Origin of the sequence: Paraburkholderia sp. 22098, from assembly GCF_052045935.1 — a bacterium.
In the GTDB taxonomy this organism is placed as follows: Bacteria; Pseudomonadota; Gammaproteobacteria; order Burkholderiales; family Burkholderiaceae; genus Paraburkholderia; species Paraburkholderia caledonica.
The window spans coordinates 158,705-170,526 of sequence record NZ_JBQEPV010000015.1 but is presented as its reverse complement, the minus strand read 5'-3'; the positions used below and the strand labels follow the sequence as shown (position 1 = coordinate 170,526).

Genomic DNA, 11,822 nt, shown 5'->3' with positions numbered 1-11,822 from the left:
TGCTGTGAGCAGCGCACGGAGACGAATGAAATGACGAATCTGGTGAATCTTGTAATAGCAGAACACGACAACACGTCGATCAAGGGCGCAACGCTGAATACGATCGCAGCCGCGCAGAAAGTCGGCGGCGATATTCATGTGCTGGTCGCAGGTCAGAATGCGCAGGCTGCAGCGGATGCGGCGGCGAAGATCGCCGGTGTTTCCAAAGTGTTGCTGGCCGACGCGCCGCAACTGGCCGAAGGGCTCGCTGAAAACGTCGAAGCCACGGTGCTGAACATCGCGAAGGACTACTCGCACATCTTCGCGCCGGCCACCGCCTACGGCAAGAACATCGCGCCGCGTATTGCAGCGAAGCTCGATGTCGCGCAGATCAGCGATATCACGGCGGTCGATTCCCCGGACACGTTCGAGCGCCCGATCTATGCGGGCAACGCTATCGCGACGGTGCAGTCGGCCGATCCGATCAAGGTCATTACCGTACGCACGACGGGCTTCGACGCCGTTGCAGCCGAAGGCGGCAGTGCGACGGTGGAGAAGATCGAAGCAGCCGCGGACGCGGGCATCTCGCAGTTCGTCAGCCGTGAAGTGACGAAGCTGGATCGTCCGGAACTGACGTCGGCGAAGATCATCGTTTCGGGCGGGCGCGGCCTGGGCAACGGCGAGAACTACACCAGGGTTCTCGAGCCGCTGGCCGACAAGCTGAATGCGGCGCTGGGTGCATCGCGTGCAGCAGTGGACGCGGGCTTTGTGCCTAACGACTATCAGGTCGGCCAGACTGGCAAGATCGTCGCGCCGCAACTTTATGTAGCGGTCGGCATCTCCGGCGCGATCCAGCATCTGGCGGGCATGAAGGACAGCAAGGTGATCGTCGCCATCAACAAGGACCCGGAAGCGCCGATTTTCAGCGTTGCCGATTATTCTCTGGTGGGCGATCTGTTCACGCTGGTGCCGGAACTTCGCGATGCACTGAAGTAGCTAAGCCCTCACCGCTTACACGACTAAGGTTGCGGCTAAGTGGGTTCATGACCCACTTGAGGTTGTAGCATATCCAACCGGGGTAGTTCTCCAGTGTGTATTTACTTTCGGCGGATCGCGGCGAAATCAGATTGTTGTGAAGCTGCCGCTCGGGAGGTGTCAAAAACTTCCCCTCGCGATTTCGGCCGGTCGCCCCTTCTTTTCGTCTCCCGAAGCGTCCTTTAACCACGGCAGAAAATTGAAGCTCGCCAATGGCCCCAGCCCACGCCGTTAGCCACCGCGTGGCGAGATCCCTCTCAACGTCTGACCCGGCATGCATGAGACGGTCGGTCGCGAGACGCAAGCGGTTCATCGCGTACTGCTTTGGCGTGCGCTCCCGGCATCGGCTCGAGGCGTGTGTCTGCATCGCTGGTGTATGAGGGCCACCAGCCAGCAATGATATGGCTGCATCCGTGTCGACCATCCGCATGCAGCGCACGGCACATGGCTATTCCGTGTCGTGAAATTGGATGAAGGTCGAACTAATATCTGTTTATCGACACCGTTTGCGCGAATGTCGATACATCGGTCCGGCCATAGGGAGGTAGAACGTGCCTTTGACGCGGTGGGCGCTTTGGGCAGGTCGGACGTGATCGTCAACTTCCTCCCAATCACCGGCCGGGTAAGAAACCTCAAGAGAGAACCGGCCTGCCAATGTTGAGTTCGCGGACGTGACACATTGGTCAGGTTTTCGCTAATTCGAGTTCCCGTTCGCTTTCAGAATTCCGGCAGATCAGGCGGGATACGTCTGCGAAGCTGCAAAGCATGACATCGATCCGAACAAAACGACGACTTTGGAGCGATCACATGCCACTGGCCAGAAGCGGAAGTCCGTGGCGCGCAATCGGCATAGCCGGGATTGCGGCCATTCCTGTGTCGGGGTGCACAAACGCACCATCCATTGGCGTGCTCGGTGCGTACTTTCCGGACTGGCTGTTCTGTATCGCCGCGGGTGTTGTGCTCACGATCGTCATCTTTCTCGTTCTCAAGCGTCTACAAATCGACCATCTGCTGGGACCTTCAGCAGTCGTGTATCCCACTCTTGTCACTTTCATCGCACTCGCTGTTTGGCTGATGTTGTTTCAACATTGAATCTCCTTCAGGTGGATACAATGGCAACGAATGCCGGCAAGACAAAGAAGCAGGCATGGCCGGCCATCATACTGGTCGTGGTGACGTTGTTACTGCTGATTTTTGTCATACGTCAGTTGGACCGCGAACCACGCACCGACGACGCCTATGTCTACGCGGATACGATCGACGTCGTGCCCGAGGTGAATGGGCGCATCGTCGAGCTGGCGGTGCGCGACAACCAGGCAGTGAAGCAGGGCGATCTACTGTTTCGCATCGATCCGCGACCGTATCAGGATGCGCTGGCACGAGGCAAGGGATCCCTCGTCGCGCTCGACCGTCAGATCGAGCTGACCCAGCGCACGGTCAATGCGCAGCAGTACAACGCGCAGTCGGTGCGCGCGGCTGTCGAGCGCGCACGAGCCGCCGCGACCCAGGCGTCTGACACGCTGCGACGTATTGAGCCGCTGCTGTCACATGGTTACGTATCCGCAGAGGAGGTCGACCGCGCACGCGCCGCTCAACGCGCAACGCAGGCCGAACTCAGCGCCGCCCAACTGCAGGCGCAGCAGGCGGCAGCGGCTGTGAGCGGCGTCGACGCGCTGGTCGCGCAACGTGCCGCTGTCATTGCGGAAATCGCGATCGCCGACTTGAACCTCGAATACGCGACGGTGCGAGCACCGTTCGACGGACGCATCGTGTCGTTGAAGAGTTCGACGGGGCAGTTCGCGTCGGTGCTCAAACCCGTCTTCACGCTGATCGACACGCGCCACTGGTACGTGGTTGCGAACTTTCGCGAGACGGAACTCAAGGACATCCGTACGGGCACACCCGCAACGGTCTACCTGATGAGCGATACGGGCCAGCGCTTTCAGGGCACCGTCGATTCGATCAGCTACGGCGTCGCGCCCGATGAAGGCGGCTTGGCCTTGCCGGGCGGGTTGCCGCGAATTCAACGCACGCTTAACTGGGTGCACGTGGCGCAGCGTTTCCCGGTGAAGATCCGCGTCGACAAGCCGAACCCTGAGTTGTTTCGCGTCGGGACATCGGCGGTGGCTGTGCTGCACCCCCGGCGCGGCGAAGACGGCGAAGCCCGCTGAGGAGCGTCCATGGCCGCCGCCGACTATCTGCCCGCCATGCCCGTATTGCTGCGCAATACCGGCGATTTCCTGAAGCGCGAGCTTGCTCCATTTCCCGGGCGGCTCAACGTGATGTTGCGCTGCGTGCTGACGAGCGCGATCGTGATCGTCGCGTCGATGACGCTTCAAGTACCCGAACTCGCGCTTTCGCTGCTGGTGGTGTTTTACGTCACGCAGTCGAACGTGGTGCTCACGCGGCTGGTTGGCCTGATGTTCATGGTCGGGTCGACACTCGCGATCGGTCTGTCAATCCTGCTGCTGAAGTTCACCTTCGACTACCCGTTGCTGCGCATCGTCATCGCGAGCCTGCTGTTTTTTTGCAGCGTGTACCTGCTTCGCGTGCTCAGGATCGGCGTCGTGTTCTTCATCGTCGCGATCGTTGTGATCTACGTGCAGAGCTTCGTGGACCGGACCGATCAGGCTGAGCTCCTGATCCGGGCCGTGTTATGGGTGTGGGTTGCCGTCAACTATCCGATCGCGCTGACGCTCGTGGTCAACACGCTGCTGCTGCCTGCCGAGCCTCAACTGCAACTCAAGGCGGAAATCCATCGGCAACTGACGGCGCTGCAAACGCGCCTCACGCAACTGATCGACGGCACGACGCATACTCCGCCGATCACGCTGGCGGCCGTCCAGCGAGACGCGGTGACGCTGCAAAAGCTGCTGCGATTCACGACGATGCGCGATGCCCACTATCGCGAGCATCAGGCGTTGCAACTGGCGTGCATCGCGACCGTATCGCGCCTTTATCGCGGCGCGAGTGAACTGCCGCCTGACTGGCCGGGAGCGACAGCCGGGCAACTGGCTGCGTTGCGCGAGCTGCGCGTCAACTGCCGCGCGCTCGACGAGGCGGTAATGTCAGGCGAGTCGTATCGTTACGTGAGCACGGCAACACCTGAAGAACGGGCTGCCGCCGACGCGATTCCCGCCGCAGGCGAGTTGCAACGGGCGCTGCGCGCATTCGCCGATCGGGTTGCAAGCGGTGCCGAACCCGGCAAGCCGCCCGCGAGCGAGCCCATGGTCGCGCCGGACGCATGGACCAATCCAGCGTACATGCGCTTTTCGCTGAAGACGCTGCTTGCGGTGCTGGTCTGCTACGTGTTCTACAACGCCGTGGACTGGCAGGGCATTCACACGATCATGCTGACCTGTCTGATCGTCGCGCTGCCGAGCCTCGGCGCATCGACTCAGCGTGCGTTGCTGCGGCTGGCCGGAGCCGCCGTCGGCAGCGCGCTGGCGCTTTTCATGGTCGTGTTCGTCGTTCCGCAACTGGAGGATATCGTCGGTTTGCTGCTGATGGCGCTGCCCGTTGCCGCGTTTGCGGCGTGGATCTCGGCAGGTTCGGAGCGCATCAGCTACGCCGGCGTTCAGCTGATGTTCACCTTCTCGCTCGCGTTGCTCGATCAGTTCAGCCCCACCACGAACCTCACTGATATCCGCGACCGGATGGTCGGCATTCTGCTGGGTGTCGGCGTGGCGACCCTCGTGCAAATGTCGTTCTGGCGCGAGGGCGAGGGCGACGTGCTGCGGCAGAAACTCGCCACGATGCTGCGTGCCATTGCCGCGCAATTGCGTGTTCCCCAGGCGGGCGCCGACCAACAGGATCCGTTGAGCGATGCGCAGCGGCAGTTGCAGGCGTGGGCCGTGCTGGCCGATGTCGAAGCGACGCTGTCGCGCGTCGCGCTCGAGCCCGCCTGGCAGGAAGGGGAGCAGGGCGAGCTTACGCTGCGCGCGCAAACTGTTCTCGCGCAGGGCCGCGAGATCATGCTCGCTGGCGATGCGTTGCGCAGCACGCTCGCGGCGCAAGCGGGATCGTCAAGCCCGAACACTGTCGACGCAGTGCGCGCGGCCCAGAAACAGGTCTGCGTCGAACTTAACCGGTATGCGGATGAGCTTGCGGCCAACCCACCCAATGCGCAGGCGCCGCGGCGCATTGAGATCGCAGCGCCAGCCATCGAACCGGCGGACAAGCCGCTCTTCGACGCCGCACAAGACTTGTCGCGGCAGGTCGCGGGGCTGCCAGACTGGCGCGTCGAGGCAGCCGCCGCGGCGCCGCCATCACAGGCCATACCCACATGAATACGCGAACGGGTTTGCGTGGTTGGCGATGGCGTCGATGCTTCTTATGCGTCGCGTGGTTGTCGTCGGTGCTGCCGGGTTGCGCACTGATTCATCATAACGGCACGCCCTATGCCGAGATCGCCCCCGAGCAGATCAATCTTGTTGATGATATCCACCTCGCGCGCGATGGCTGGCCCTCCGCCCGCTGGTGGACGCGCTATCACGATGTGCAGCTTGACGCGCTGATCGAGCAGGCGCTGCGCGACGCGCCGACCATGGTGATTGCGCGCACACGCGTCGCGCAGGCCAGGTCGGATGTCGAGCTTGTCAGGACGGGATCGAGCCTTCAGATGGTCGCGCTGGCGTCGCTGGATCGCGAACATGTATCGGCGAACGGCTTTCTCGGCCCATTTGCGATGAACGTACCGGCGCTGGGGCTGACAGGCCCCTGGTACACCGAGGGCATCGTCGGAGTGGGCGCAAGTCTGGACGTCGACATCTGGGGCAAGCAGCGCGCGCAGATCGCGGCGTCGGTCGGCGTGAGCAATGCGCGGCTGGCCGAGACGTCCGCTGTCGAACTCGAAATCTCGACCGACGTCGCGCAGCTTTACTACGGCATCCAGACGACTTATCAACTCATTGATCTGCTGAACGAGTTGCACGAGGTAGCGGTGTTCACAGTGCAGGCGCACGAAGCACGCGCGGCGCGCGGCCTCGAAGCCAGGACCCGGCTCGAAGAAGCCCGCGCGCAGCAACTGGGCATCGAACGGCAGATCGTCTCGGCGCAAGCGCAGATCAGGCAGTTGCGCGAATCATTGCGCGCGCTGATCGGCGCGGGCCCCGATGGCCTGCCCGTCATTAATCCCGTTGCGTTGCCGCGCTCGCAGGCGGCCCTGCCGGCGACGCTCTCTTATGAACTGCTAGCCCGGCGGCCCGATCTGCAGGCCATGCGCTGGTATGTCGAGGCATCGTTCCACCGGATCGACGCGGCCAGGGCGGCATTCTATCCAAGCTTCGACATCAAGGCTTTTTTCGGCTTCAACGCGTTGCACCTTGCCGACCTGTTCACGCATGCGAGCCAGCAGATCAACCTGATTCCGGGCCTGACTCTGCCGATCTTCGATGGCGGCCGGCTCAACGCGAATCTGAGCGGTGCACGCGAGGGCAGCAACCTGTTGATCGAGCAGTACAACCAGGCTGTTCTGAACGCGGTGCGGGATGTCGCGCAGACGGGCAGCCGTCTGCAGGCCCTCGATGCGGAGGCGCAGTTGCAGAAGCAGCGGATCGAATTCGTTGCGTTCGCGCGAGACAGCGTCGAAGCTCACTATCAGCGAGGGTTGGCGAGCCGAGTGGCGGCGCTCGAGGCACGTCAGCCGGTGATCGCGGAACAGGTCGCGCTGCTCACGCTCAACGGTCAGATGCTCGGTGAGGAGATCGCACTGACGAAGGCGCTCGGCGGCGGCTATCGCGCCGATCCACCTGTCGAACTCACGCCGCGTTGAACGGGGCGTGAGCAGGTTTCAGAACTGCTGCGCGCGCAGCGACTCGAATTCCGCGCGGCACACTTCGCCAAAGTTGCCGAGGATGTCGATCGAGCCGTCCGCGATCATCTGGCGCAACTCGACGAAGGTCTTGTCCGGCGCGAGGTAAGTGTCGACGATCTTGCGTCCGATAAGATCGGCTTCATCCGCGACTTTACGCGACGACTGGACCCGCATGCGGCTGATCTTCGCATAGAGGTTGGCGAGTGCATGCAGGTCCGGCTCGCCGTGTTGCAGCGCGTCAACGTAGCACTTCGTCGCTTCTTCGATGAACTCCTTGTAGAGTTCCTGCCGGCGGACGCGGTCATGCGCCAGCCATTCCGCGCGAACCTGGGTGCGTTGGGTCAGCCATGAAGCAAGAACCGAAGTCAGGCCGCCAATCGCAGCGCCGACAAGTGCCGCCAGAGCCGAAATAACCGATGCGTTCACGGAGCTATCCTCACATTGCCATTCGCGGCCATTCATATTAGTGCTCGTGCGTGCTTTCAGGTTGGCATGTGGATACGTGAGCAAAAGATAACTAAGCCGAAGCAAACGTATTTCGTCGCTATCTGGGAAGCACGAAGAGAGCCATTGATGTCTCAGCATGTGACCGTCCGGCCTCGGAGCGCTCGATGCATTCGACCATCATGGCAAAGTCCGCTCGTGTCACATTCCGCGCGATCAGTCGGGGCATCAGGGCCGGACGTTCAGGTATCTGAGGCTGAGGAAAGCGTAACAAATCACCGCAGCGGTAAGACCAAGCAGGATGTAACCGGTTCTGGGCAATAGCAGGGCAAACCCGGCCAACACGAAGACGACCAGGGTGTTGACGACCAGTTGGGGCCGCAGCTCGGGACGCTCCATAAAATAGCCGTACTGCTTGCCAATGAAAAAGCAGACTGCGCCGATGACCGACAATACGCGGAAATCGGATACCACCATGTCGTCCAGGGTGGCGTGCCGGATCAGGCTGGCTAGAATCGAAAGGCCGATGAAGACGAAAAAGTGCGAGTACAGGACCGAATGGCCGGTCGTGATCTTCTGTTTGGTCAGCAGGTGAAAACTGTCAAAGTAGACCCACCAGATGCCCGATATCATCACGAAGCCGGTGGCGGCGGTCAGCAGCCTCTCCACTGTCCAGCTGATGTTGGCCAGTCCCGTGGACAGGCTGCTAACGGACTCTCCCAGCAGGATGATCGTGAGCAGGCCCACACGCTCGATCAGGTGTTCGGTATGCACTGGGATGACCTGGAGACGACGCGGCAAAAAAAAGATGAACACAACCAGATCGAACAGTATTCCAAGGTAAAACACGACATATCGCTGTGGCGCCGGGAACAGGATCGAAGCGAGGCTGATGGTGGTGCCGGCGACGATCACCCAGCCAACTGCCGTTGTGAGCCCCTCGCTTTTCTTGTGCCGGTATTTCGACACGAAATACATCATGGCGACGATGTATTTCGAACCCACGTAGCAGACGACGATGGCCTCAAAGCTGGCCAGGAATCGTCGGTCGATCAGGCCTGAGATGATAATCAGCAGGAACATGATGAACAGGGTTGCCAGCCGATGCTTCCGGTCATCGGCATCGAACCGATTGGCATACATGGTGTGGCTGGCCCAGATCCACCACAAAGGTATGAAAATCAGGACGAATTTCCAGAACTGGAGTGGGTCGAGATGACCCTCGCGCGTGTGGCTCAAGATATGCGTTACGTCAGCGATCGCCACCGCAAAAATCAGGTCGAAGAACGCCTCGAGCCAAGTGGTATGGCGATTGGACTCGAAATACTTTATGTTGTGCATATCGCCTCATTGTCGTGCTTGCGCCGGGGACACGTCGGGTGCCGGGACTCTCACGCTGTGCCGGGTGCCGTTTTGAGGCGTGCGGCCTTGGACCTGCTGGGTGTGTCAACTTGTTTAAAGGCACGCAGGCGAAAGTTCTTGCGATAGGGATAACTAAGTTATACGCCAAGGCGATCTAGGATCGGATTGTCAGTTATGTGGGGGCAGAATCGGGACTTATGTGGTTGCGCTCGATGTCGGTCGACGCCAACTCGCGATGTTGAAGGGGATCATTGGTGTCCAACTTTGGACGAGGCCCAGCAAGATGCTGAGCAAGGGTATGGTGTCGAGCCGACCGCATGGCAGGCCATGCCGGACGAGAAAGATGAACTTTACCAACTTAGTGTGATGCCGATCACCGGACACTCCTACGACAGGGATAGTGCAAAATGGGTCGCATCCAATAGCACCGATTATTCTCCAAAATCGGGGCGCTAAGTCAGGCGGCGGTCGGCCAGTTACGGTCATTTGCTGGCTGGTTGGCCCAGGCACTCAATCGTCGGCTCTACTCAGAAAGCGGTCATTCGGCACTGATATCTTCAGGCGGCGAATGATCGCTTCGAAGAATGCATCGGACCGGAGAGTCCAGTGGCCTCCGCGCGCGCTGATTACCGTCGCCGCGATTTCCCAACGGCCTGGTTGAGGCATCTTCTATTTTGGAGGTCGACGGAGCCGGCCCCCGTGAAGCGGACAATCGCGAGGCCGCACTAAAGCTTTTGAAAGGTCGGGCTTCTACGCAAGGGCCAATCGCTTTTTACGGAATGAGTTCGCCTCCGCCATGTGTGTCCCTGGGCCGCCCGAACTCAACGTAACGAACGTCTTGCCGACAGCCGGGAGCCGTCGCGCAGTCGGTCGAGCGCGTCGGATCGACGAGCTTGATCTCGTAACCCAGGGTGCTAAACAGCCCGCTCGAGTTTCCAACCCTACGGAGCGACAGGTAGTCACCCGAACGTGTACAGCGTCCCTTTACTGCACCGCCGGATGCGTCGTCGCAACCCGTTGTTCCTGCCGTGTTGAGCGAGAAGGTCACGTCACTGGAGGTGGTGATCCAGACCACGAAGTCGCCGAGGAATCCGACGGCATGATTCAAGTAGAATTTGTCTCCGCCCCCCCACATCAACGAAATAGCGACTTCCGATGTCGTGGAGTTGGCAGCAAGCGCAGGATAGGCGTAAGCGTTGTTTGAGTTCCAGACCTCAAGCTCGCTGGTGACATCGAAGCTGCTATCGCTCAGTTTTGCGATGATCACATACGGCTGGGCGAACGTTGTGTCGCGCGCTGCCGTCCAGGCGAACCACAATTCGCCCGGTCGATGAACTGCGCTGGTGATGTTATCCCCCTTCGGTCGCGGAGCGTACCAATACTGGCCGTCCGGCGCCTTCGAAGTGTAGTCCGCACTCGCGTAGCTATTGTGCGGCTTTGGCGCGCTCCAGAAATAGCGGTTCGATCCATCTGCCCAACTGAACACTCGCAAGTGACTATTGTCGTCATGGCCCGCCCAATACATCGTGCCTGTCGCATTTTGAGTCAGGTGAGAAGCTACCGCTGACTTTGCATTTTTTGGAGCGGTGAAATCCCAGGTCACAATATTGCCGGCGGGAAGCTGCAAGTCTTTGTAGGAGATACGCATGACCACAAGGCCGCCCGCTGTCACATCGTCCACTGACGCGTAGAGGTAGCCATCCGACGTCGACAGATCAGGATAGTCCAGCCAATCACTGCCCAATCCGAGAAAGTTTGAAGTGACATCGAACCATGTCCAGGCCGTGTTGAAGTTGGCGGCAACATCGGCGGGTCTCGCCCAGGCTATCCGCAACCGGTTCCCACCGGTCGCCTTTCCTGCCGAATCTTTGGGCTGGTTAGTCTGAATCAGCCACACCAAACGATCGATGCTCGGGATGTAATGAACCACCTGATCGCAGCAGTACCCGCCGTCCGGCTGATCGCCGAATACGGTTGAGAAATTGGAAACGGTCGTAAATGTTGATCCACCGTCAGTTGAGTACTTGAGGTACAGGTTCGCGGTAGCCAGGACCAGATTCGATGAAGTTCCAGACCCAACGGCGCTCGGGTCCGGTGGGAAACGATCTGCAATTCCGTTCGCGTTCGTGTTGACGATGAAGCCCACCGCTCCGTCAGGTGATGTCCCCGGATAAGACGTTAATTGCAGCGCTTTTGGGCCGGTGTTGGTGGCCGTATGGGGGAACAGAAAGCTTGGGGATCCGATCGGCGTCGGTGCGCGGTCTTCATTGCTCTCAGTTTGCGGCGGCTGTCGCAGCAGCGGATAGGGCCCCTGCGTTGCATGGGTGGGACCACGGTTGCTAGAGGAAGTGTCCGAACCCGGTGCGGGCGGCGGTAATTGCACATCAACTACAAAATGAAATTCGTGATCACGCTCGCCCTTACCCCTTTCGTCCCTATCGTCCCTATCTTTTCCATTCTCTCGCCGATCGTCGCGATTATTGCCGTGATGCGCCCCGCCGGCAGTTCTACCACCATATTGCCCTTCGATGAGCACCTTGTAGGTTTTTGCTGGGTCGAGCTTCCGCACAATGAAGCTCAGATTAAGTACTCCCCGCTCGCCCGACGCAATGGTGCCGAGCGATACAGGCAAACGAGCCGGGCTCTGGAGATATCCGCCCAGGAGTACGACGCTACGAATCACGACATTATCAGCGTCCGTATCGCCAAAATTTTTGATAGGAAGCGCGACAAGCAGTACCGTGCTGTTCTGTATGGCGGCACCCGGTAACGTAGGACTTAGGGAAACGCTTGCAAATACGTGGGTGCTCCAGATCAGCAGGATGAATGCTAATCTTCTCGAAAGCTGCGCAATGGGAACTGACATCGTGTTCATTGCGATCTCTCCTCTCATAATCCCCCGAGAGCATGGCGCGCATGCTTTTATTGATTGCGCAACGCAATGCTTAAAGCAAAAATCTACGCCGCAAAGCTTGACCGGATCGCGCGCAACCGACAGCCAGGCCTTAGGTCCAAACAGCAGAACCGATGCTTCCGAATATTCAGTAGTGCGTTTCAGTTCCCCCTTGCTGAAATACGTAAGCTACACGTTAGGCGAGACTAACGAAAACGCAAGCCAGTGAGTCGTCGTGCACGCGCCAAAATACTGGCGGCGCCGGCCACGCGCACTGCTGTGATTGACTTTTGA

At 59.9% G+C, this 11,822-nt stretch carries 9 protein-coding genes; 6 read left to right on the top strand and 3 right to left on the bottom strand.

Annotated features, from left to right (window positions below; all coding sequences use genetic code 11):
- Positions 1 to 39: 39 nt before the first annotated feature.
- From ACTJLB_RS26715 to ACTJLB_RS26695, 5 genes are all read left to right on the top strand, one after another.
- On the top strand, positions 40 to 975 hold the full coding sequence (locus tag ACTJLB_RS26715) for an electron transfer flavoprotein subunit alpha/FixB family protein (protein ID WP_410801060.1): 936 nt from the start codon (positions 40 to 42) through the stop codon (positions 973 to 975).
- Positions 976 to 1,821: 846 nt separating this feature from the next.
- The gene (locus ACTJLB_RS26710; RefSeq protein WP_408167290.1) at positions 1,822 to 2,106 is read left to right on the top strand and encodes a YtcA family lipoprotein; all 285 of its coding nucleotides are present in this window, start codon (positions 1,822 to 1,824) and stop codon (positions 2,104 to 2,106) included.
- A gap of 20 nt (positions 2,107 to 2,126) precedes the next feature.
- The gene (gene mdtN / locus ACTJLB_RS26705) at positions 2,127 to 3,185 is read left to right on the top strand and encodes a multidrug transporter subunit MdtN (RefSeq protein ID WP_440785049.1); all 1,059 of its coding nucleotides are present in this window, start codon (positions 2,127 to 2,129) and stop codon (positions 3,183 to 3,185) included.
- Between the two features lie 9 nt (positions 3,186 to 3,194).
- Positions 3,195 to 5,303, top strand: coding sequence for an FUSC family protein (locus ACTJLB_RS26700; protein WP_440785047.1), 2,109 nt, complete (start codon positions 3,195 to 3,197; stop codon positions 5,301 to 5,303).
- The gene (locus ACTJLB_RS26695) at positions 5,300 to 6,787 is read left to right on the top strand and encodes an MdtP family multidrug efflux transporter outer membrane subunit (RefSeq protein ID WP_440785046.1); all 1,488 of its coding nucleotides are present in this window, start codon (positions 5,300 to 5,302) and stop codon (positions 6,785 to 6,787) included. Before ACTJLB_RS26700 ends, ACTJLB_RS26695 begins: the two co-directional genes overlap by 4 nt.
- A gap of 18 nt (positions 6,788 to 6,805) precedes the next feature.
- Here the strand turns inward: ACTJLB_RS26695 and ACTJLB_RS26690 are convergent, their stop codons facing one another.
- Both ACTJLB_RS26690 and ACTJLB_RS26685 read right to left on the bottom strand, forming a co-directional pair.
- Positions 6,806 to 7,255: a hypothetical protein gene (locus ACTJLB_RS26690; protein WP_033379603.1), complete on the bottom strand. Its 450-nt coding sequence runs from the start codon at positions 7,253 to 7,255 to the stop codon at positions 6,806 to 6,808.
- A gap of 246 nt (positions 7,256 to 7,501) precedes the next feature.
- Positions 7,502 to 8,614: a low temperature requirement protein A gene (locus ACTJLB_RS26685; protein ID WP_204522886.1), complete on the bottom strand. Its 1,113-nt coding sequence runs from the start codon at positions 8,612 to 8,614 to the stop codon at positions 7,502 to 7,504.
- A 285-nt stretch (positions 8,615 to 8,899) separates the two neighbouring features.
- Here ACTJLB_RS26685 and ACTJLB_RS26680 point away from each other — a divergent pair, with 285 nt between their 5' ends.
- Complete coding sequence (locus ACTJLB_RS26680) at positions 8,900 to 9,091, top strand: hypothetical protein (protein ID WP_440785045.1); 192 nt, start codon at positions 8,900 to 8,902, stop codon at positions 9,089 to 9,091.
- Positions 9,092 to 9,407: 316 nt separating this feature from the next.
- Here the strand turns inward: ACTJLB_RS26680 and ACTJLB_RS26675 are convergent, their stop codons facing one another.
- A complete protein-coding gene (locus ACTJLB_RS26675; RefSeq protein ID WP_440785044.1) occupies positions 9,408 to 11,510 on the bottom strand; it encodes a hypothetical protein in 2,103 nt (700 codons plus the stop codon).
- Positions 11,511 to 11,822: the final 312 nt, after the last annotated feature.

Excerpts from the sequence above, each read along its gene's own strand:
- ACTJLB_RS26695 (WP_440785046.1), top strand. The coding sequence starts at position 5,300 with ATGAATACGCGAACGGGTTTGCGTGGTTGGCGATGGCGTCGATGCTTC.
- ACTJLB_RS26700 (WP_440785047.1), top strand. The coding sequence starts at position 3,195 with ATGGCCGCCGCCGACTATCTGCCCGCCATGCCCGTATTGCTGCGCAAT.
- mdtN (WP_440785049.1), top strand. The coding sequence starts at position 2,127 with ATGGCAACGAATGCCGGCAAGACAAAGAAGCAGGCATGGCCGGCCATC.
- ACTJLB_RS26685 (WP_204522886.1), bottom strand. The coding sequence starts at position 8,614 with ATGCACAACATAAAGTATTTCGAGTCCAATCGCCATACCACTTGGCTC.
- ACTJLB_RS26675 (WP_440785044.1), bottom strand. The coding sequence starts at position 11,510 with ATGAACACGATGTCAGTTCCCATTGCGCAGCTTTCGAGAAGATTAGCA.
- ACTJLB_RS26710 (WP_408167290.1), top strand. The coding sequence starts at position 1,822 with ATGCCACTGGCCAGAAGCGGAAGTCCGTGGCGCGCAATCGGCATAGCC.